Here is a 21503-nt window from a genome sequence, read left to right as displayed (position 1 = left end):
CTAAACAAGCATAGGAAACAAAAGGTTAATTTTGGCCGGCCGGCGGGTAAGCTTTTCATAACCTCAAGCTCGGGAATTTCCGGGCATTCGGGCCTCAGAACGGCACGTTAAGCTTTCCAGCCTATGGCTTCCCGGCACATGACCGAGGCTCGCGGCATACCGCAAAGGCGTACTTTCGCCCGGATCGGCACTTTCGTGGCCGAGCGACGGGGGCTGGTCCGCGACTATTTCTCGGCGATCAGCGGCGCCGGCGGGCGGCTGGTTTTTTCGCTGGCCTATTTCATCGCCCTCGCCAACACCTTGTCCATCTCCGAGTTCGGCATGTTCGCCACCGCTTCGGCGGCCGGCGTGATGCTGTCACGGCTCCTGGCCTTCGGCTTCATCTCCGCGCTCTATCGCACCGCCACCATCCGCCCCAGGCTGATCGGCACCTTCACAGCCGGCTTCCTGCTGCTGGCCATCGTCTCGCTGCCGCTGCTGGCCGCGGCCTCGTTCGGCGTCTACCTGGTCTTCTTCGCCGGCACCGTGCCGCTGTCGGTGTTTTCGGCGATCGTGTTTGCCGAGGCGCTGTTGTGGCGGCCAGTGGAGGTGGCCCTGATCGTCAACAACGGGCTGGGCAAGTTCGGCCGTGCCGCCGTGCTGGCGATCCTGGCGACGGCGCTGCGGGCGCTTGGCGCGGTGCTGTTCATGATCTCGGCACAGCACAGCATCTGGGTGTGGTCGTGGTTCTATATCGGCGCCAATGCCGCCTCGCTGCTTCTGGCCTTCGGATGGTTCTATCCGCGCCAAAGACTGCGGCTGCGCATCGAGCTTTATCTGCGGCGGCTCGCCGATTCCATCTATGTCGCCGGCGCCGAGGTGCTGTTCTATCTGCAATCGGAATTCGACAAGCTTCTGGTGCTGGCGATCGGCGGCCCGCATCTGGCCGGTATCTATGCCATCATCATGCGGCTGGTCGACCTGACCGCGATCCCGATCCGCACCTTTTCCATGATGCTGGTGCAGCGCATGATGCGCGCGCCGGACCTGTTGTCACGGCTGACGGTCAAGAGCGGCATCGAGGGCGGCGTCTTCGTCGTTTCGACGCTGGCGCTGCTGGCGCTTGGCATCGTGCTGCACTTCTTCCCCAACGCGCTTGGCAGGAATGTCTCCGAGGCAGCACCCTTGGTGGCGCTGGCGATCTGCGTTCCGGGGCTGCGCAATCTGGTCGAATACCAGGCCGAGCTTCTGTTCGCGCGCGGCCAGACGGCGGTGCGGGCGCTCAATCTCGGCCTGCTCGCCGCGCTGAAGGCGCTGTTGCTCACCTATGTGCTGACCACCATCTCCGATACGTCGAAGTTGGTGCTGTCGCTCAATGTCGTCTTCCTGCTGCTTTATCTCGCATCGATGCTGCTGACCTATTCGGCGCTGCGCAAACCCGCGAAAGCAATCTAGAGCCAGCCGGCCTGATCTCTATCTATCCAGCCCAATCAAACGCCGGATGCGGCCGATATCGGTGCCTATGAAGGATTGCATGCCGATCGCCACCTGCTGCGGCGCCATGCCGGCAACGAAGCGGCGGAACTCGTCGTCCGACAGCGCTTCGCCCGTCCAGTGCACGCGGCAGAATTCTTCCGAACCGTGGAAGTGGCCGGCGCCGTCCAGCAGATCGTCGACATAGCGGCCATAGATCATGCATTCGGAGAATCTGCGCGCCGAGCCGACGACCTCGACCCAGTCGCGGCCATGGACCTTCTCGATCTGACCGCACATGGCAAGCACGGTGTCGCGGCGCCAGGCAATCAGGGTCGAGATGTAGTCGTGGGTTGATACGCGGGACGGGTCGATGCCAAGTGCCGAACCCGCGTTGCGCGACCAGATGCGATGCTCGTCATGACCTTCGTCCGCCAGAACGGCGTCGCGGCGAAACAGGCGCGCCTTGCCGTCGCGCCAGAAGGCGGCACAGTCAAAGGGCTTGAGGAAAGCGACGTCGGAATCGCAGAACACCAATATGTCTTCGCTGGCATGGGCCGATATGGCTATCCGGCGCAGTTGCTGCACGTGCCAGCCGCGCAGCGGTTGCGTCTTCAGGCTGAGCCAGACACGCCGGCGAAACAGGCTGAGCGGGTCGTCGAAAGCGCGCAACCAGCGCGGCAGCAGGTCGCGCTCGTCGACGACAGTGCGCCGGCTTGTTTCCAACTGGCGGAAAAGCGCAACGTCTCGATGCTCGACCAGGATATAATGGTGCGCGGCCCCCGAAACATGCCGGTCGAGGGTCTCGCACAACAGGCGGCAGCGCTCGAAATCCGGCGCGTAGCTTGCCGTCACCACTGCCGCCGCCGGCGTCTTCGGCAGCAGGCCCGGGCCGGCAAGCACGTCTGGAACGAACCGTTTGTTCAACGGAGTTCTCCCGCCGTCTCGGCTCCGCGCGACCATCTCTGCCTGACGACCCGCCACAGGAACACCGGATTGCCGACCACATAGCGGCGCCAGAGCCGGCCCGGCTCGACCGCCAGCCGGAACAGCCACTCCAGGCGCAGGCGACGCATCCACAGCGGCGCGCGCGGCACCGAGCCGCTGAGGAAATCGAGCAGCGCACCGACAGCGACCGGCATGGTGCAATGGCGTTCGTCGATATGGCGCGCTATCCACAGTTCCTGTCTTGGCACGCCCATGGCGACAAGCAGCATGTCGGGCTGCAGCGCCGCGATCCGGCCGATGATCTCGGGTTCCTGCGCGGCGGAGAAATAGCCGTCATGAACGACCACGAAATTGTGCTGCACGGCAAGAGCGGCCAGCTTGACCGACGCCGCTTCGGCATTGACACGCGTCGCGCCGAGCAGCCCGACGGTCAGCGGCCGTGTCGAGGCCTGCAGGAAGGCCGGCACGAAATCTGTGCCGTTGAGATTGTCCGGAAACGGCGAGCCATAGAGAAGCTTGGCTGCGAGATCGACGCCGATGCCGTCCGGCAGGATGAGGAAATCGTCGAGCGCCTCGGCGAAGACGGGGTCGGTATAGGCGATGTTGGCATTGTGGGCGTTGAGGAAACTGACCTTGGTGAAGCGCCGCTCGGCTATCAGCCGGTTCAGCAGGGCGATCGCATCGTCCCAGCGGATGGCAAGCACCGAAATGCCTAGGACCGTCTTCAGGCTGTCGAGGCCGAATGCGGCGCGGGCGGTGTGCATGTTCATGCAAACACCTCCCGCCTGACCGCCCCCAGCTTTTCCAGGCCGAGTTGGATGGCGGCATCGAGCGCCTTGACCTGCCGGCGATGGAACGCGCTGCCATCGACGTCCCGGATGTCGGCCGCGGCGGCCTCCAGCGCCCTGGCGAAAGCGGCTGGATCGTCGGTGACGACGCAATTGTCGGGACGATGGTCGATGCCGCGCAGCGAGCGGCCGGTGGCGACCGACGGCAGGCCGAGTTCGAAGGTTTCGATGGTCTTCAGTTGCACGCCGCTGCCGGCGGTGCTGATCAGCGGGATGACGGCCGCGCCGCTTACGAACGCCCTTGCATCCGGGACACGGCCGACAAACTCGACACCCGGATGCGCCGAGGTCACACCGGAAGGCATGTGGCCGGCGATGCGGATGCGGAAATCCCGCCGCAGATGCGGCACCACCTTGCCCAGGAACCAGTCGAGGCCGATGCGGTTCGGCTGCCAGGTCCAGGTGCCGATCAAGGCGGCGTCGCAGTCGATCTGGCGCGGGCCTTTGCGGGCGGGCGCGCTGGCGCCAGTTGCCAGCGGCAGCACGGCCGAGCGGTTATCGGTGGCGACGCCGAGTGCCGCGCGATCTTCCTCGGCCAGCGTGAAGACGAAGCGCGCGCGGCGGCAGAGACGCTCTTCGACGATCTCGAGCAGCCTTGCCTCGCGGCGGAACAGCAGGCGCTGGAAGAGGCCGCTGGCGGTGGCCGCGTTCTCCCGCGCCGAGAGATGCTCGACATTGTGGGCGACGAAGAGCGAAGGCCGGTCCTCCAAGAGCTTTTCGAAGGCACCGGCGAACTGCACGGAATTCAGCACATAGCCATCGAACGGACCAGCCCGTTCGAGAGCGGCCTGAACATCGCGCTCGGACACCGCGCGCAACTTGACGGATGCGAAGGTCAGGCCCGACAGCATCGCCTTGCCGACCCAGATGAGCTTTTTCAATGCCGAGGCACTTTCCGTGCGAACGTCGACTGCACCCAGCACCACGGTGTTTTCGGGATCGGAAGCAACTTTCCCGGGCCAGATGAAGCCGATGACCGTGACGCGCGCGCCAGCCCGCCGCAAAGCGGCGATGATCGCAGCATTGGCGATCTCGTAGCCCGAGGCGAGAGCACCGTCGGGCACGATCGATGTGGCGAACAGCAGATGCATCTCACCTATCCTGTGGTGTAGCCGGTAGCAAAACGCGGTGAACCCTTGATTAAGCGAGCACAATCAACGCCCGAAAGCCCCTGTCCGTCGGGCTTCTCCGTGCAAGGTGATTAACGAAACCTTATCACCGTACTGCTACCAGAGCCCCAACTCACCATGTGGCTGGACACGGATGATCCCTTTGCCATCGGATGGTTCGGTATCGATCGCTGGACGGTCTCCCCGGCTTGACGTGGAGGCTGTCGAAGCGGTGGTCACCTTGCCGACCTTCAAGCGGCCCGAACAGGTGCTGGAGACGCTGGCTTCGCTCCGCGCACAGCGGACCGGCAGGCGCTTTGCCGTCATCGTCATGGAGAACGAAGCCGAGGCGCGTGACGGCGCCAAGGCGGTGCTGCCGCTGTTCGAGAGCGGCGAGATACCGGGCATGGTCATCATCGCGCATGAGCGCGGCAATTGCAGTGCCTACAATGCCGGCTGGCAGACGGCGATCCTGCACTTCCCGAACTTCAGGCATCTGCTGGTCATCGACGATGACGAGATCGCCGATCCGCATTGGCTGGAACGCATGTGCCTGGCCGCCGAGACGCTCGGCGCCGATATTGTCGGCGGCCCGCAAGTGCCTGTCTTCGCCGACCCCGCCCATTCGAAATGGGCCGAACATCCTGTCTTTGCGCCACCCTACCGGGAGACCGGACGCGTGCCGGCGCTCTATTCGTCGGGCAATCTCCTGGTCGGTCGCAGCGTGCTGATCGCCATGGGGCCGCCCTTCCTCGATCTCAGATTCAACTTCATGGGCGGCGGCGATTCCGACTTCCTCAGCCGATCGGCGCAAAGGGGCTTCGTGCTCGGCTGGTGCGCCGAGGCAAAAGTGCACGAAACCGTTCCGGCGCGGCGTATCGAAGCCGACTGGATCCGGGCCCGCAGCCTGCGCAACGGCGTGATCTCGACATTGGTCGAAAAGAAGAAACGCGCGGGCACGCCGCTGGCCGGCGCCAAGGTATTCGCGAAGAGCCTGGCGCTGCTTGCCGCTTCGCCGTTTCGCGGCCTGATCCGGCTGGCGCGAACCGGATCGCCGTCGATCGCCATCTACCCCATGCATGTGGCGCTCGGCCGCGTGCTGGCCGAATTTGGATATGCCAATGAGCAGTATCGCCAGCCCGAGAAAAACTGAGCGCGCCCCGCTCAGCGCCGCGTTCACGCGCGCCGGCGTGGCGACCGCGATCGCCGCACTCCTGTTCACCGTCATCATGGTGTCCTTCCGCCCGTTCCAGCCGGCCGGCGCCGAACTCACCGGCGAGGGCGGCGACATCGTCAACCAGCTCGGCTTTGGTTCGCTCGGCGCCATTTCGATCTTCTCGTTGATGGCCTTCGCCGATCCCCGCATCGTGCGCTCGCTGCTCAGCCCCTCCTGGGTGCTGATGCTGGGTTTCTTCTTCCTGTCGGTGGTGCTGGCGACCGACCCGCCCTCGGCCATGCGCGCGGCTTCCTTCACAATGATCGGCATCCTGACCATGGCAACGATCCTGGCGCTGCCGCGTGATGCCGAGTCCTTCTCGAAAGTCATCATCTTCACCGCCGTCGTGGTCATGGGCCTTTCCTATCTCGGCCTGATCGTCTTTCCGCACGAAGCGCTGCACACGGCCGACTCCCAGGAACCGGAACATGCCGGCCTGTGGCGCGGCGTTTTCACCCACAAGAACATCGCCGGCCCGATCATGGCCTGCTTCAGTTTCGCCGGCCTTTACCTCTACCGGCGCGGGCAGCGCTGGTGGGGCGCGGGGATCTTTTGCGCGGCGATGATCTTCATGCTGCACACCGGCTCCAAGACCACCGCCGGCCTGGTGCCGTTCTCGATCCTGATCGTGGTGCTGCCGAGCCTGATGGGCATGCGGCTCGGCACGCCGATCCTGTTTGCGCTGGCGATCATCGCGACGGCGGTCGGCACGCTGGGCATTGTCTTCCTGCCGCCGGTGAAACATCTGGCGGCGATCTATTTCCCCGACATGACCTACACGGGCCGCACGACGCTGTGGGAGTTCGCCGGCTCGATGCTGGCGAAGAAGCCCTGGACCGGTTACGGCTATGAGAGCTTCTGGGGCACGCCGTTGCTGCTCAACCAGGATCAGCCCTTCGATCGTCCCTGGGACATCAGAACCATCGTGCACGGCCATGACGGCTATCTCGACATCGCCGTGCTGATGGGCGTTCCGGCGCTTTGCGCGGCGGTCTACACTTTTCTCATAGCGCCGCTGCGCGACTACATGCGCATTCCGCTGCGCAAGGAAAACATCTATCTCGGCGACTTCTTCATGATGGTGGTGCTGTTCACCGCGCTGAACGCCTTCCTCGAAAGCTTCTTTTTCCATCGCGGCGATCCGGTCTGGCTGTTCTTCGTGCTTGGCGTGCTTGGCCTGAGGCAGGTGTCACTGCGTCCGATCGCGGTGCGCAACCCTTCCCGCCCGGCCTGACAGGGCTTTCCGGACGCGGCGCGAACGTTTATGTGAGGCCTTTCCTCGGAGGGCTTTCAGATGACGATCAGGCTTGTTCTCGCCGGCTGCGGTAATATGGGTTACGCCATGCTCGCGGGTTGGCTGAAATCCGGCAAGCTTGCGCCGTCGGCGGTTTTCGTCGTCGAGCCCAACGCCGATCTTCGCCAGCGCGCCGCCGCACTCGGTTGCGGCACGGCTGGAGATGCCGGCGCTCTTCCAGCCGACGCAGTGCCTGATCTGGTCGTCATCGCGGTGAAGCCGCAAGTGATCCGCGACGTCACCGCCGACTACAAGCGTTTTGGGGACGGGCGCACCACGTTCGTCAGCATCGCCGCCGGCACACCAGTGGCGACCTTCGAGGAAATCCTGGGAAACCGCGCGCCGATCGTGCGCTGCATGCCCAACACGCCTGCTTCGATCGGCAAGGGCATGATGGTGGTGTTCTCCAATCAACTGGTTTCCGACGACACCAAGCGTTTCGTCGCCGACCTGCTGTCGGCGAGCGGCGAAGTGGCTGATATCGACGACGAGGGCCTGATGGATGCCGTGACCGCCGTGTCGGGATCGGGGCCGGCCTATATCTTCCACTTCATCGAAGCGCTGACCGTGGCCGCGGAGAAGGCGGGCCTGCCGCCGGCAACCGCCAAGCTGCTCGCGATGCAGACGGTCTATGGCGCCGCCTCGCTCGCCGCCGAAAGCCAGGAGGAACCGGGCGTGCTGCGCCAGCAGGTGACCAGCCCGAACGGCACGACAGCAGCCGCCCTTGGCGTGCTGATGGGCGAGGACCGGCTGACCAATCTGCTCACCGAAGCGGTTGAGGCGGCGCGGCTGCGGTCGATCGAACTGGGGAAATAAGCTCAGGTTGCCCCGTACAGCATCTCGTCCTGCAGCCGGCGCAAGGCGAATAGCCTCGTCGTCGGGTCGGGCGCGGCGTTATCGGCGGTCAGCAGTTCGCCTTTCCTGACCGGCTTCAGCACCTTGCCACCCTCGAGCAGGCCGACCGGCAGGGCGCGCTGGGCGCGAGCATCCTCGACCGTCATCGTCCAGGAGCGATAGCAGGTCTCGCCGATCGCATCGAAAATCTCGCCGGCGGCCAAGTCCCGCTTGGCGACGGCGCAGACTTCGGCGACGGGCCTTCGCAACGGCACCATGTCGGGCTTGCCGAAAAGCATGATGCGGGCGGCGGTCAGCGGCACTTCCAGCGATGTCAAATGATAGGGCCGGAACAGGCTGTAATAGGGACCGTGGCCGATATGCAAATCGTCCATGCGCTCGATGACGCGCGGATGCGTCGCCTCGACGATGACGAAGACGCCGGGCGCGACGCCCTTGCCGATGGTGTAGTCGACGACGCCCTTTTTCGTGAGCAGCCCGCCATCCTCGCGCGGGATCAGCACCTTGACGAGGTCGTCACGGTCGGCCTTCGGGCCATGCATGCCGGGCACGTCGGGCACCAGGCCGGTGGCGTTGGCGATGGCGCACATCTCGACCATGGTCTTGGAACCGTCGACGAACTCGACCAGCATGCGCGGGTTCATGTTGCGGCGGATCGCTTCCTCGCGATAATCGTCGGGCACGGCGTCACGATTGAGCGGGTTGTTCTTGCCCTTGCCGGCCGAGACGATGGTCAGGCCGAGCGCGGAAGCAAACTCGATCAGCTCCATGCAACTCGACGGCTCGTCGCCGGCGCCGACCGAATAGACCACGCCAAGCCGGTCGGCCTGCTGCTTCAGATAACAGCCGATGGTGACGTCGGCCTCGACATTCATCATCACCAGATGCTTGCCATGCTCCATCGCCATCAGGTCGAAATCGGCGGCGACGCCCGGCTTGCCGGTGGCGTCGATGACGACGTCGATAAGCGGATTGGTGACCAGCATCTCGTTGGAGGTGATGGCGATCCTGCCGCTCTCGATGGCACCGGTGACTTTCGACGCGGTGTCGGCTTCGACCGCCATCGCTTCATCGCCATAGGCGATGCGAATGGCCTCGCGCGCGGTGTGGGGACGCCGCGTGGAGACGGCGCAGACCGAAATGCCCGGCATCAGCATGCCTTGCGTGACCAGATCTGTGCCCATTTCGCCCGAACCGATGACGCCGATGCGCACCGGGCGGCCCTCTTCGGCACGATGGGCGAGATCGCGGGCAAGGCCGGTCAAGGCGACATTGGTCATGCAGGATGTCCACAGCTTCTTGATTTGCGGCCGGATTAGCAGGGACCGGTCGCGTGTGCCAATGAAACCGCTCGCAAGCCGCGATTCCGAGCCCAAAATGCCCGAAAAAGGCACCTTCCCCGGACCGATTGGCCCAAAGGGTTGCCAATTGACATTGTTGTGAACAGTCTAAATAAAACATTCGTTTGCTGACAAAGGCAAATGTTCATCGAGCCGATAGGTCGACGGGCATTCGCCGCGGGCAATCTGGGGAGTGCCTTTGCGCCAGACTGGCGGCAAAGGCGTGGATGAGATCAAGGAGCATTGCGAGGCGTAGGCTCGGGCTCCAGGGGAGGAAGAATGGATACAGTTCTCGCTGGCCTGAAGGGGGCCATCGACACGCTCGGTGCGACAATCCTGCTGCCGATCGTCATTTTCATCATAGCCGTGGTCTTGGGTGCCAAGGTCAGCAAGGCCTTCCGTGCCGCCGTCACCATCGGCGTCGCCTTCATCGGTATCAACCTTGTGCTTGGGCTGATGTTCACATCGATCGGCGACGTCGCCAAGGCCATCGTCACCAACACCGGCATCCATCGCGACATCATCGATGTCGGCTGGCCCTCGGCGGCGGCGATCGCCTTCGGCTCGTCGGTCGGCCTGTGGGTCATTCCGGTCGGCATCCTGGTCAATATCGTGCTGTTGCTGACGCGCATGACACGCACGCTCAATGTCGACGTCTGGAATTTCTGGCACTTCGCCTTTGTCGGCTCGCTCGTCGTCGCCGCCACCAACAATCTGGCCTACGGCATTGCGATCGCGGCCCTGGTCGCAGCCCTGTCGCTGCTGTTCGCCGACTGGTCGGCGCGCGCGGTGCAGCAATTCTACGGCGTGCCCGGCATTTCGGTGCCGCATCTCGCCTCGGCGCAGATCCTGCCGATCGCCATCATCCTGAACTGGATCATGGACCGCATTCCCGGCATCAACCGCATCAACATCAACACCGAGACCATCGAGCGCCGCTTCGGCGTGTTCGGCGAACCGGTTGTGCTCGGCCTGATCATCGGCCTCGTGCTCGGCGCCATCGCCTTCTACAACGCCGGTGATCTCAGCGTGGTGCTGGCCAAGGTACTGGGCACCGGCATGACACTGGCGGCTGTCATGCTGCTCCTGCCGCGCATGGTGAAGATCCTGATGGAGGGCCTGCTTCCGGTTTCCGACGCGGCGCAGGAGTTCGTGCGCAAGCGCACTGGCGACCGCGAGCTGCTCGTCGGCCTCGATTCGGCGATCCTGATCGGACATCCGGCCGCGATCTCGTCGTCGCTGATCCTGGTGCCGATCGCGATCATCCTGTCGGTGATCCTGCCGGGCAACCGCGTCATCCTGTTCGCCGACCTCGCGGTCATCCCTTTCATCGTCGCCATGACCGCGCCTCTGGTCAAAGGCAATGTGTTCCGCATGGTGGTGATCGGCACGGTGACGCTGGCCATCGGCTTCTACGTCGCCAACGCGCTGGCGCCGCTGTTCACCAGCGCGGCCGTCGCATCGGGCTTCAAACTGCCGGCGGATGCGCTGCAGATCACCTCGGTGGTCGACGGCTTCCTCTGGGTTCCCTATGTGATCATCGAAGCGATCCAGGGACTTGGGCTGCTCGGCATCATCCTGATCGCAGTCGTCATCGCCGCGCTGTTCATCCTCTACCGCCGCAACCCGCTCGGCTGGGAACGGGCAGCGGGCGCCGAGGACGAGCCGGCCGAAGGCACCGCCTAAGCGCCATCGCGCCTTGAATTTGAAACGGTCGTGCGCCCTCCTCGGGCGCACGACTTTTATAGACGGAGCAGAACATGTCCGACAGCCTCATGCAGCTTCTGGATCCCGAAGCGATCGTGCTCGGATCGGATGCCTCGACCAACGAGGAGATCATCCGCGTCCTGGCCGGCCGGCTCGAGAGCCTTGGCTATGTCAAAAGCTCCTATGCCGACGCGGTCGTGCGCCGCGAAATGACCATCCCGACGGGACTGCCGCTGGAACGCGCCGACAATGTCGCGGTGCCGCATACCGATCCCGAGCATGTGCTGAAGCCCGGCATCGCGATGGGCACGCTGAGAAAGCCGGTGACGTTCGCCAACATGGAAGATCCCGACGAGAAGCTGCCGGTCGGCTTCGTCTTCCTGCTTGCCATCAATGACAAGGACAAGCAGATTGAAGCGCTGCAGTCCGTCATGGCCACCATCCAGAATCCAGAGGCATTGGACGGCTTGAGGTCCGCCAGGACGCTTGACGACGTACGTGCCGTGCTCGGCTGATAACCCAAGGAGAAGCAAGAGATGTCCAGACAGAAAACTATTCTCTTTGCCTGCGGCACGGGCATCGCGACATCGACGGCGGTCAATGTCGCCGTCACCGAGGCCATGAAGCAGCGCGGCCTGACCTTCAACGCGCAACAGGCAAAAGCCACCGAAGTGCCGGGGCTGGCCGACAGCGTCGACTTCATTGTCGCCACCACCCCGATCTCGGCTTCGGTGACCAAGCCGGTCATCAAGGGCCTCGCCTTCCTCACCGGCATCGGCAAGGACAAGGTGCTCGACGAGATCGAGGCGCAACTGCGCAAGTAGATCACCGACGACGCGGCTCCGGCGACGGTGCTCGGCTTCAGGCCACCCTGACGTAGCTCGTCATGCCCGATTTCTGGTGCTCGATGATGTGGCAGTGCAGCAGCCAGTCGCCCGGATTGTCGGCGACAAAGCCGAGTTGAACCTTCTCGTTGGGCTGGATGAGATAGGTGTCGGAAATCAGCGGCTGCACCTGGCGTGTCGAGGACGACAGCACCTTGAAGCTCATGCCATGCAGGTGCATCGGATGCGACTGCGGCGTCAGGTTCTCCATGTCGATGACATAGCTCTTGCCGAGCTTCAGTTCGGCCAGCGGCGCGGTCGGATCGGATGTATCGCCTGGCCACGGCACCTTGTTGATGGCCCAGAAACTGTAACCGAGCGAACCGCAGATGCCGTCGCTCGGGACGTTCTCTGCCGTGGCGCTGAGTGCCAACGAAATATGCTGGGCGGCGGTGAGATCGACTTCCGCCACCGGATTTGCTTCCAGCGGTGGAAGATCGCGAACATCCCGCTTGAGCGAACTACCCGTCGCGTGCAGGCTAGCCAGGATTTTTGGCTTGGTGCCCCTGACGTCTCGCAGGCTGACGACCGCGCCCTCCTCGTCCGGCATGCGGATGGCGAGTTCCATGCGCTGGCCCGGCCCCAGCAGCAAGGCATCGGGCGAAAAACGTTGCGGCACGGGATTGCCGTCCAGCGCCATCACGATCGCCTCGGCGCCGTCGACCCGAAAGGCGTAGATGCGGGTAACGTCTGATATCGCAACCCGCAGGCGCACCAGCCCGCCGGCCGGCGCGTCATATCGCGGCTGGTCGAGCCAGTTGGCGGTGCGCACCGTGCCGTAGGTGCCGGTCCTGGCGGCATCGCGCGGCCGGAACTGGTCGATGAACTGGCCGTCGTCGCCAAGGCGCCAGTCGCGCAGATTGAGGACGAATTCGGCGTCGAATCTCGGATCGTTCGGATTCTCGACCACGATCACGCCGGTCAGGCCGTGGCCCATCTGCTCCAGCGTGTTGCAATGCGGGTGATACCAGAATGTGCCGGCGTCGGGCGGGGCGAAGGCGTAGTCGAAATGATCGCCGGTGTAGACATAGGGCTGCACCAGAAAGGGCACGCCATCCATCTTGTTGGGCAGACGAATGCCGTGCCAGTGGATGGTCGTCGGATCGTCGATGCCGTTGACGAGGAGCGCGGCGAACGGTTCGCCCTTCTTCATTCTCAGCACCGGCGGCATTCCGGCACTGCCATAGGTCAGCACATTGTTGGTCGGGCCGACGTCCATCAGGCTGGCCTGGATTTTCGCCGTCTGCAGCACCACCGGTTCAGGACTGGCGGCGGCCCAGCTGCCAAACCTGCCGATGGCCGAGAGCCCGACCCCGCTGGCGCCAGCAACCGCTGCCGTTTTCAAGAGCCCGCGGCGTGTCAATCCGGTCATTCAGCGCTCCAACTGCAAAGCGTGGGATTTATCGTCGCCTTGGATCACAGGCCAGCCACCAGTGCAAATGCCGATATTGGCACACCGCATCTCGCCATTGCCATGGCGATGTCGGTGGCATTCGCCGGCGATCATAGCATCACAACACGTAAAGATATAAACATCTCTTTATATCTTTCTTGACATGAAGCCTGTGTTGGTGGAACATGGTGGGGTCGTGGTTCTCCGGTCCTCATCGGGGTCGGAGCTAAGAGGGAATCCGGTGAGCATGGCCCGTGCCATGGCGATGCCGGAGCTGCCCCCGCAACTGTGAGCGGCGAGCCGCTGTCCAGAATGTCACTAGGCAAATGCCTGGGAAGACGGACAGAAGCGACGACCCGTGAGCCAGGAGACCTGCCCCGACGAACTGAAACGTCCACGGGCGGGGTGTCCCGGTGGTAGCCTGCAGGCCGCGGCCTTCGCTGCTGGTTCTGCATGCATCCGCTTGACCCATGCCCCCAACCTTATGGGGTATGCAATGTCTACTTTCTCAGTCCCGACCGCCACGCTCGGTGTTCCACGCATCGGCCGGCATCGCGAGCTCAAGGCCGCGTTGGAAAGCTACTGGTCGGGCAAGAGCTCGGCCGAAGACCTGCTCCAAACCGCCAAGCGCTTGCGCGAGGCCAACTGGATCGAACAGCGCGATCGTGGCATCACGAAAATCCCCTCGAACGATTTCTCGCTCTACGATCATGTGCTCGACACGGCCATCATGGTCGGCGCGATTCCGAAAGCCTATGGCTGGAACGGAGGCGAGGTTCCGCTCGACGTCTATTTCGCAATGGCGCGCGGCGATCAGGGCAACGACCATGAAGCTTGCGCCCACGGCGTTGCCGCGCTTGAGATGACGAAGTGGTTCGACACGAACTACCACTACATGGTTCCCGAACTGTCTGCCAACCAGACGTTCGAACTCCGTTCGACCAAGCCACTCAGCGAGTTTCGCGAGGCCGCAGCCCTCGGCATCCGCACGCGCCCGGTCATTCTCGGCCCGGTCACCTTTCTCAAGCTGGCCAAAGCGCGCGGCAGCACTTTCGACCCGATAGCGTTGCTGCCAAGGCTGCTCCCGGTTTACGCCGAGCTTCTCAAGCAATTGTCGCAGGCCGGTGCCCGCTGGGTGCAGATCGACGAACCCTGCCTCGTGCTCGACCTCGATGCGGCCGAACGCATCGGTCTCGAACTGGCGTATCAGAAGTTCGCGGCGGCGGCTCCCGATCTCGACATCATGCTGGCAACCTATTTCGGCGCGTTGGGCGACAATCTGGAAACGGCGCTGGCCTTGCCTGTCGCCGGCCTGCACATCGACCTTGTGCGGGCGCCGGAGCAGTTGGAACCCGTTGCCCGATTGTCGCGAAAGGACCAGGTCCTTTCGCTCGGATTGATCGACGGCCGCAACGTCTGGCGGGCCGACCTGCCCGCCATTCTCGACCGCATCCGCCCGGTCGTTGCCGGCTGGCCGCTCGACCGCATCGAGATTGCGCCCTCCTGTTCGCTTCTGCATGTCCCAATCGATCTGGAACTGGAGACCACGCTCGATGCGGACCTCAAATCCTGGCTGTCTTTCTCGGTCCAGAAGATGGACGAGCTGACGCTGCTCGCGGAGGCGCTTGTCGAAGGCAAGAGCGCGGTTGCGAAGGAGTTGCAGGCATCGGCCGAGGCCGTCCAGTCCCGCGCCACATCGCTCAAGGTGCATGATCCGCTGGTGGAAGGCCGGCTGCTGGCTGTCACGGAGCCGATGCGGCGCCGGCAGGGCGCGTTCGCCGAGCGGCGCGAGTTGCAGGCACGAAAACTTGGCCTGCCGAACTTTCCGACGACCACGATCGGCTCGTTTCCGCAGACCCCGCAAGTGCGCAAGGCGCGCTCCGCCCATGCCAAGGGCGAGTTGAGCTATATCGATTACGAGGCCTTCCTGAAGAAGGAAACCGAGACGGCGATCCGCTGGCAGGAAGAGATCGGCCTCGACGTGCTGGTTCACGGCGAGTTCGAGCGCAACGACATGGTGCAGTATTTCGGCGAGCAACTCGCCGGCTTTGCCTTCACCAAACATGCCTGGGTGCAGAGCTATGGCTCGCGCTATGTCCGGCCGCCGATCATCTTCGGCGACGTGTCGCGGCCACGTCCGATGACGGTCTCGTGGTGGAACTACGCGCAGTCGCTTACGGACAGGCCGGTCAAGGGCATGCTCACCGGGCCGGTGACGATCCTCAACTGGTCCTTCGTGCGCGACGACATCCCACGCAGCGTGGCCTGCCGCCAGATCGCACTCGCCATCCGCGACGAAGTGGGGGACCTGGAGGCGGCGGGCGCGGCAATGATCCAGATCGACGAAGCCGCCCTGCGCGAAGGGCTGCCGCTGCGCAAGTCCGACTGGCAGACCTATCTCGACTGGGCGGTCGAGTGCTTCCGCCTGGCATCGTCAGGCGTTGGAGACGGCACGCAGATCCACACTCATATGTGCTATTCCGAGTTCAACGACATCCTCGATGCGATCAGCGCGATGGACGCCGACGTCATCTCGATCGAGACGTCGCGGTCGAAGATGGAGCTTCTCGACGCTTTCCGGACCCACAAATATCCAAATGAGATCGGCCCGGGCGTCTACGACATCCACTCGCCGCGCGTTCCGGCGGTCGGCGAAATGATCGATCTGATGACGCTGGCCCGGCAACGCCTTGCCGACGGGCAACTCTGGATCAATCCGGATTGCGGCCTGAAGACCCGCGGATGGGACGAGGTCCGTCCGGCACTGGTCAACATGGTGGAGGCGGCAAGACAGCTCAGAGCCGCGGCCTGATCGGAGCGGAGCCGCCAGCGCATCCGATGGCGGCTCCGCTATCTCATCGTCTTGACGCATTCCCAAGGGAAAGCCCTCAGGGTCGGCTGATCTCCTCGAGATACCAGCCGATATAGCGCAGCTCGTTGTACTCCATCGGCGCGATCGGTCCGGGTACGAAATAGTGCGATCGCACGCCGCGCGCGGTGTGCTCGATGATTTTCTTGTCCTCGTCGGTGGTGACCTTCCACAGCCAGGTCAGTTTCTCCAGATCGTAATCCTGGCCCTCGACCGCGTCACCGCGCACCAGCCAGATGAGTTCCATCTCGCAGGTATCAGCCGTCTTCGGAATGAAGCGGTAGATCATGCCGTGGTCGGGGTAGCAGACGAGGAAGCTCGTGCCGCCGAGATGGATGGAGGTGACGCCACCATCGTAATCGGTGAAGCGGCCCATCAGCGGTGCCACCGGCGAGCCGTCCTGGCTGCCGCTCGAAACACCATCGTAGAGCGCGTAGCGGAAAGTGTGGATGGCTTCCTGTCCAGCGGCCGAATTCCGCCAGCGGTCGCCGCTGCCGATCTCGATACCGAGCGCGCGGGTGCGTTGCTCCATCGCGGCGTTGAGCTGTTCGATCATCTCGGTCGGTTTTTCCAGAGTATGCGTCTGCGAATATTCCGGATGCGCCGGACCGCAATGATAGCACTCGACATAGTTCTCGACGGCGAGCTTCCAGTTGGCGTCAACCTGATAGGTCTCGCGATGCGCCACCCTGGCATCAGCCCAACCATACTGGCCGCAGCTGGTTCGCAGCGACTGTTCGACCGGATCGAAATCCGGTGGCATCTCGGCGAAGGAAATGAACACCAGACCTTCGGCGAGGCGGACATGCAGCTTCTTCAATCCATGCGCGGCGCGGTCGAAATCCTTCGGCATCAGGCGGGCGGCGCGCAGCGAACCGTCACTGGAATAGGTCCAGGCGTGATAGGGGCAGACGAAGGCTTTCGCATTGCCCTTCTGCCTGGTGCAGACCTCGGCGCCGCGATGACGGCAGACGTTGAGCATGGCATGGATGGCGCCATCCATGCCACGGGTCAGGATGATTGCTTCATCGCCGAGTTTGAACAGCTCGAAATCGCCGGGGTTTGGAATGACGCTGGAATGCGCGAGGCAATGCCAGTGGCGGCGAAAGACGCGTTCCATGTCGCGCTCGAAGATCGCCCGATCATGGTAGAACGCACGCATCAGGCCGTGGCCCGGCCGGTGCGCGGCCACCAGCCGGTCGATCGTATCGCCGTCGGCATGGGTTTGCTGGAGAGGATGCACGTTCATAACCCATTCCTGTCTGGCGATTTGGATGTCTGTGGTGGCCTGGTGCGTGTCAGATCTCGAGGCGCCGGCCCTTGTAGGCTTCTGGGATCGCCGCATCGCTGCCGAAGAAGGCGTGCCTGGACATGTCGGGCGAATAGCGACTGCCGGGTACGCTGCGGCCAAGCGCTTCGGCCACGGCACGGATGTGATGCGGGGCCGCGCCGCAGCAAAGCCCGATATAACGGACCCCGAGATCAAAGGCTTCCCGTGCGAATTCGGCGCATTCGTAGCGATTGCAGGTGAACGGGTCGAGCGCGGTCGGGAACGGCCGGTTGCCGGGAATGCAGGAACAGGCGCGGTCGGTCAGCGACTGGAAGGTCGGTTCCGCGTCAGTCGTGCGGTAGGGCACCGGCAGTGCGGCGACATGGCATGAGATGGCGTCGCGCACTTTGCGCACCACCGGCATCAGCGTCTTCGGCCCGCGCTGGCAGTTCAGTCCAACGACGTCGGCGCCCGCCGCCTCCAGCCGCTTGCAGGCATCGACGACCGAGACGCCGTCGAACATCTTTTCCTCACGGTGGACGGAGAGCGTGACCACGGTCGGCAGGCCGGTTTTCTTCATCACGTCGAGCGCGATCTCGGCCTCGCCGCACCAGTCGATGGTCTCGGCGATGAGGAAGTCGGCCCCCTCCTCCACCGCCCAGCCGATCTGCTCCTCGAACATGGCGCGCACGGCATCGTGGGTCTTCCTGTCGTCGGCTTCATAGGCATTGGTGTTGCAGATGTTGCCAGCCATAAGGCAATCATTGCGGTCGGCGACATCCTTGGCTATGCGCAACGCCTGACGGTTGATCTTTTCCAGAATATCCTCACGGCCGATCACCCTCAGCTTCTGGCGGTGAGCGTAATAGGTGAAGGCTTCGACAACCTCCGAGCCGGCATGGACGAAATCCTCATGCAGACGTGTCACCGCGTCCGGATGTTCGAGAACCACTTCCGGTACGAACGGGCCGGCCTGCAGATAGCCGCGACGTTCGAGTTCGAACAGATAGCCTTCGGCACAGATGACGGCGCCGGCGTCGAGACGTTCGAGCAGGCCGCGCTTGGCCGTGAGAGTAGATTTTGCAGACATGATTTCTTTCCTCGGCACTTAGAGATTGCGGACGCGCGACGGCCAGGCGCTGGTTCCGGCGACGACGGCAAGCAAGGTGCGCAGCCGCAAGACGTCCGGATGCAGATGGCCGCAGCGGTCGATCAGCGCGATCTTTTTCAAGGCCGCGGCCTCCAGATCGGCGTCATGCGGCACCGACAGCAGCCAGTCGGAGAACACTTCTTCCGGTGGCGGCAGCGGCGAGACGGCGCGCATCGTCGCCGCATTGACGCGACGCACCGTGCGAGGGCGTTGCGGTCTGCCGGGCGCGAGCCCCGGTATTTCATTGTGCGAATCCATGTTCGTCCTTCTTTGCAAGGACTGAACCTGGTGGTGATGGAGGAAAGCCACGGTCGGCGCTGAGGCCGGTCCGCATCTACCTCTTGACCGCCCACCGCGATCAGTCGAGTTCAAATCTGTTCGAGGCTGGTTTCCGGGCTCCGAAGGGGTCTTTTTGGACCGGTTCCGACACCTTCCCAGGCATTTGCCCAGTGGTCTGTTGTCGGAACGCACGCTTCGCTACCGTTGCGGGGGCAGCGCCGGAATCTCACCGGCTTCCCAATTATCCCTCCGGCCGAATCGACTGAAGGGCACCTTGAACCCCACGATATAAGCACCTGCTCGCCAAGGCCGTCCACACGGAAACGACACGGTCGGGGCGGAAAGCCGATAGAGCACCGACACGAGGGCCTCGTTCCGGCAGGTCGAACACATTCCCGTGTGATCGATCACATCTCGTTGACAGTAACAGCGCCGGCTGAATAGGCTGGCGTCAGAGTTACGGGTTTGGAAGCCGGTGAAATTCCGGCACGGTCGCGCCACTGTGATCAGCAATTGTTCTTGCTGAAAGTCAGGCCTTCTCCCGTGAAAATGGTTTCGATCAACGGGACGCTGAATCCCAGGAGAGCCTTAATGTCCAATACCACCTTTGCACCAACCTACGGTCCGGTTCCGATCCCGGCGAAAGAGCTTCTTCCGTGGGCGATCTTCGGCGGTCTCTTGTGCCTGCTTGCGATCTATTTCGTCGGCGCGGAAGAAGGTGCCACCTCGATGATTTCGGGCATGTATGTCCATGAATGGGTACATGACGGTCGCCACCTGCTCGGCTTCCCTTGCCACTAAGAGTTGGCCATTGAGAGCTGGCCATCCCGAAGGGATGCCGTCCTGATCATTTGTTTTAGCGCGTGACAGCAACCGAAAGGCCGGGGGCTTTTCGAGGTCATGCTTCGGGGATCATGAACATGGTTGGTAGTCTTCTGCTGCGCGGCATGCTGGTCGGCATCGTCGCAGGGCTTCTCGCATTTGGTTTTGCCAAGATCTACGGCGAGCCGCAGGTCGACCGGGCCATTGCCTTCGAGGAACAAACCGCCCAGGCCGCTGGCGAAGCGCCCGAGCCTGAACTCGTCAGCCGTCCTACACAGGCCGGGTTCGGCCTCCTGACCGGCGTGCTGGTCTATGCCACGTCGATCGGCGGGCTGTTTTCGCTGGTCTTCGCCTACACCTATGGCCGCATCAGCAGCCTGGGACCGCGCGCCACCTCCGCAGTACTGGCCCTGGCAGCCTTCGTTTCAATCGTTCTGGTTCCGGACCTAAAATATCCCGCCAATCCACCTTCGGTCGGCAATCCCGACACGATAGGGTCGCGGACAGTGCTGTTCTTCATCATGCTGGTGATCTCCATTGCCGCATTGACGGCGGCGGTCGGGCTGTCACGAAGGCTTTGGGCACAGTATGGCCCTTGGAACGCAACGATCATTGCGGGCGCGGCATTCATCGCGGTCATAACGGTCGCCATGTACGTGCTGCCAACCATCAACGAAGTGCCGGAGAAATTCTCGGCCGATCTCTTGTGGCGCTTCCGTGTTGCCTCGCTTGGCATCCATATGGTGCTGTGGACCACCATCGGTCTTGTCTTCGGCGCCATCGCCGAGCGCAGCTTCGCCGATCAGGGCTCGCGTTCGGCGTCCTCTCGTCCTGCCTTGCGTTAAATACGTTCCGAAGGTTGAGGAGGCTGTATAGTGCGGCGCCCTTCATGGCCGCCGTTCTATCGTTCGCGAATAGCTGCGAGCTGTTAGTCCCAGGCTAGCGCACCGCCATTCTGGTATTCGATGACGCGGGTCTCGAAGAAGTTCTTTTCCTTCTTCAAGTCCATGGCCTCGGACATCCACGGGAACGGATTCTCGACCTCGGCGAAGACCAGTTGCAGGCCAAGCTGGGCGCAGCGGCGGTTGGCGATAAAGTGCATGTAGGTTTCGCAGAGGGCCGCATTGAGGCCAAGGAAACCGCGCGGCATCGTGTCCCGTCCGTAGGCGGCCTCGAGTTCGGCCGCCGTGCGGATCATGCCGCGCACCTCCTCCTGGAACGCCTTCGTCCACAGATGCGGATTCTCGATCTTGATCTGGTTGATGACGTCGATGCCGAAATTCAGATGGATGGATTCGTCGCGCAATATGTACTGGTACTGCTCGGCGATACCCACCATCTTGTTGCGGCGGCCAAGCGACAGGATCTGCGCGAAGCCGGTGTAAAACCACATGCCCTCGAAGATGACGTAGAAGGCGACGAGGTCGCGCAGGAACGACTGGTCGGCCTGCGGCGTGCCGGTGCGAAAATCCGGATCGTCGAGATGCTGCGTGTGCTTGAGCGCCCAGGCCGCCTTGTCGGTGATCGACGGCACCTCACGGTACATGTTGAACAGCTCGCCTTCGTCCAGGCCGAGGCTTTCGACGATGTACTGGAAGGTGTGCGTGTGCACCGCCTCCTCGAAGGCTTGCCGCAGCAGATACTGCCGGCATTCCGGGTTGGTGAGATGCCGGTAGATCGCCAGCACGATGTTGTTGGCGACCAGCGATTCCGATGCGGCGAAGAAGCCGAGATTGCGCTTCAGCATGCGCCGCTCATCCTCCGTCAATCCGTCCTTCGACTTCCACAGCGCGATGTCGGCCTGCATCGACACTTCGGTCGGCATCCAGTGATTGTTGCAGCCGTTGAGGTATTTTTCCCAGGCCCAGCGATACTTCAGGGGCAGCAGCTGGTTGACGTCGGCACGCGCGTTGATCATGCGCTTGTCGTCGACACGAACGCGGCCGCCGCCGCGTTCGATGAGACCAAGGCCGGTGGCATCGGCGAGCGGAGGCTCCGTCGGCGCGGGATGGCGGGCGGCGGTGGTTGGTTCTGACCAATCGAGCATTTTTTCTTCCTGTTCTTTTG

General features: G+C 63.2%; 19 protein-coding genes and 3 riboswitches. Of the genes, 10 read left to right on the top strand and 9 right to left on the bottom strand.

Annotated elements, in window-relative coordinates; translation table 11 throughout:
- Positions 1-138 precede the first annotated feature (138 nt).
- Complete coding sequence (locus FJ977_RS24855; RefSeq protein WP_140774824.1) at positions 139-1434, top strand: lipopolysaccharide biosynthesis protein; 1296 nt, start codon at positions 139-141, stop codon at positions 1432-1434.
- An 18-nt stretch (positions 1435-1452) separates the two neighbouring features.
- Here FJ977_RS24855 and FJ977_RS24850 read toward each other — a convergent pair whose 3' ends face one another.
- Genes FJ977_RS24850 through FJ977_RS24840 form a run of 3 tightly spaced genes read right to left on the bottom strand, consistent with a single transcriptional unit; the run spans position 1453 to position 4339 of the window.
- Positions 1453-2379 carry a DUF6492 family protein gene (locus FJ977_RS24850; protein WP_140774823.1) on the bottom strand — a complete coding sequence of 309 codons (927 nt, stop codon included), beginning with the start codon at positions 2377-2379 and terminating at the stop codon, positions 1453-1455.
- The gene (locus FJ977_RS24845) at positions 2376-3170 is read right to left on the bottom strand and encodes a WecB/TagA/CpsF family glycosyltransferase (RefSeq protein WP_140774822.1); all 795 of its coding nucleotides are present in this window, start codon (positions 3168-3170) and stop codon (positions 2376-2378) included. Before FJ977_RS24845 ends, FJ977_RS24850 begins: the two co-directional genes overlap by 4 nt.
- Positions 3167-4339, bottom strand: a complete 1173-nt coding sequence (locus FJ977_RS24840) for a glycosyltransferase (protein ID WP_140774821.1) — start codon at positions 4337-4339, stop codon at positions 3167-3169. The genes FJ977_RS24845 and FJ977_RS24840 overlap by 4 nt, the downstream gene beginning before the upstream one ends.
- A gap of 172 nt (positions 4340-4511) precedes the next feature.
- On the opposite strand from FJ977_RS24840, the gene FJ977_RS24835 reads away from it, so the two are divergent.
- Genes FJ977_RS24835 through proC form a run of 3 tightly spaced genes read left to right on the top strand, consistent with a single transcriptional unit; the run spans position 4512 to position 7683 of the window.
- Entirely contained in the window at positions 4512-5510 is a 999-nt protein-coding gene (locus FJ977_RS24835; protein ID WP_140774820.1) for a glycosyltransferase, read from the top strand.
- On the top strand, positions 5479-6807 hold the full coding sequence (locus FJ977_RS24830) for an O-antigen ligase (protein WP_140774819.1): 1329 nt from the start codon (positions 5479-5481) through the stop codon (positions 6805-6807). The genes FJ977_RS24835 and FJ977_RS24830 overlap by 32 nt, the downstream gene beginning before the upstream one ends.
- Before the next feature lie 60 nt (positions 6808-6867).
- The gene (gene proC, locus FJ977_RS24825; protein WP_140774818.1) at positions 6868-7683 is read left to right on the top strand and encodes a pyrroline-5-carboxylate reductase; all 816 of its coding nucleotides are present in this window, start codon (positions 6868-6870) and stop codon (positions 7681-7683) included.
- A 2-nt stretch (positions 7684-7685) separates the two neighbouring features.
- Here the strand turns inward: proC and FJ977_RS24820 are convergent, their stop codons facing one another.
- On the bottom strand, positions 7686-9002 hold the full coding sequence (locus tag FJ977_RS24820; RefSeq protein WP_140774817.1) for an NAD(P)H-dependent oxidoreductase: 1317 nt from the start codon (positions 9000-9002) through the stop codon (positions 7686-7688).
- Positions 9003-9341: 339 nt separating this feature from the next.
- Between FJ977_RS24820 and FJ977_RS24815 the strand changes: the two genes are divergently transcribed.
- The 3 genes from FJ977_RS24815 to FJ977_RS24805 all read left to right on the top strand — a co-directional run bounded on the left by FJ977_RS24815 (position 9342) and on the right by FJ977_RS24805 (position 11593).
- Positions 9342-10748, top strand: coding sequence for a PTS transporter subunit IIC (locus FJ977_RS24815; protein WP_140774816.1), 1407 nt, complete (start codon positions 9342-9344; stop codon positions 10746-10748).
- A gap of 74 nt (positions 10749-10822) precedes the next feature.
- Positions 10823-11284 (top strand): PTS sugar transporter subunit IIA, encoded by a 462-nt coding sequence (locus tag FJ977_RS24810; protein WP_140774815.1) that lies wholly within the window; start codon positions 10823-10825, stop codon positions 11282-11284.
- Between the two features lie 21 nt (positions 11285-11305).
- Positions 11306-11593, top strand: a complete 288-nt coding sequence (locus FJ977_RS24805) for a PTS sugar transporter subunit IIB (protein ID WP_140513359.1) — start codon at positions 11306-11308, stop codon at positions 11591-11593.
- Between the two features lie 37 nt (positions 11594-11630).
- Here FJ977_RS24805 and FJ977_RS24800 read toward each other — a convergent pair whose 3' ends face one another.
- Positions 11631-13025 carry a multicopper oxidase family protein gene (locus FJ977_RS24800; RefSeq protein WP_140774814.1) on the bottom strand — a complete coding sequence of 465 codons (1395 nt, stop codon included), beginning with the start codon at positions 13023-13025 and terminating at the stop codon, positions 11631-11633.
- Positions 13026-13226: 201 nt separating this feature from the next.
- A riboswitch (cobalamin riboswitch) is annotated at positions 13227-13441 on the top strand.
- 101 nt (positions 13442-13542) lie between these two features.
- Here FJ977_RS24800 and metE point away from each other — a divergent pair.
- A complete protein-coding gene (gene metE / locus FJ977_RS24795) occupies positions 13543-15858 on the top strand; it encodes a 5-methyltetrahydropteroyltriglutamate--homocysteine S-methyltransferase (RefSeq protein ID WP_140774813.1) in 2316 nt (771 codons plus the stop codon).
- 76 nt (positions 15859-15934) lie between these two features.
- Here metE and FJ977_RS24790 read toward each other — a convergent pair whose 3' ends face one another.
- The 3 genes from FJ977_RS24790 to FJ977_RS24780 are packed head-to-tail and all read right to left on the bottom strand — an operon-like array spanning position 15935 to position 18593.
- A complete protein-coding gene (locus FJ977_RS24790; protein WP_140774812.1) occupies positions 15935-17164 on the bottom strand; it encodes an aromatic ring-hydroxylating dioxygenase subunit alpha in 1230 nt (409 codons plus the stop codon).
- Positions 17165-17213: 49 nt separating this feature from the next.
- Positions 17214-18275: a homocysteine S-methyltransferase family protein gene (locus FJ977_RS24785; protein WP_140774811.1), complete on the bottom strand. Its 1062-nt coding sequence runs from the start codon at positions 18273-18275 to the stop codon at positions 17214-17216.
- An 18-nt stretch (positions 18276-18293) separates the two neighbouring features.
- Positions 18294-18593, bottom strand: a complete 300-nt coding sequence (locus FJ977_RS24780; RefSeq protein WP_140774810.1) for a hypothetical protein — start codon at positions 18591-18593, stop codon at positions 18294-18296.
- A 106-nt stretch (positions 18594-18699) separates the two neighbouring features.
- Positions 18700-18906, bottom strand: a riboswitch (cobalamin riboswitch).
- 165 nt (positions 18907-19071) lie between these two features.
- Positions 19072-19161: riboswitch (adenosylcobalamin (AdoCbl) riboswitch) on the top strand.
- Positions 19162-19205: 44 nt separating this feature from the next.
- Here FJ977_RS24780 and FJ977_RS24775 point away from each other — a divergent pair.
- Both FJ977_RS24775 and FJ977_RS24770 read left to right on the top strand, forming a co-directional pair.
- A complete protein-coding gene (locus tag FJ977_RS24775; protein WP_140774809.1) occupies positions 19206-19415 on the top strand; it encodes a CbtB domain-containing protein in 210 nt (69 codons plus the stop codon).
- A gap of 119 nt (positions 19416-19534) precedes the next feature.
- A complete protein-coding gene (locus FJ977_RS24770) occupies positions 19535-20281 on the top strand; it encodes a CbtA family protein (RefSeq protein ID WP_140774808.1) in 747 nt (248 codons plus the stop codon).
- Positions 20282-20364: 83 nt separating this feature from the next.
- On the opposite strand, the gene FJ977_RS24765 is transcribed toward FJ977_RS24770, so the two are convergent.
- The gene (locus tag FJ977_RS24765) at positions 20365-21483 is read right to left on the bottom strand and encodes a ribonucleotide-diphosphate reductase subunit beta (protein WP_140774807.1); all 1119 of its coding nucleotides are present in this window, start codon (positions 21481-21483) and stop codon (positions 20365-20367) included.
- Positions 21484-21503 lie beyond the last annotated feature (20 nt).

This window comes from Mesorhizobium sp. B2-1-3A, assembly GCF_006442655.1.
In the GTDB taxonomy this organism is placed as follows: Bacteria; Pseudomonadota; Alphaproteobacteria; order Rhizobiales; family Rhizobiaceae; genus Mesorhizobium.
The sequence above is the reverse complement of the archived record's forward strand: the minus strand, read 5'-3'. Positions and strand labels throughout refer to the sequence as shown.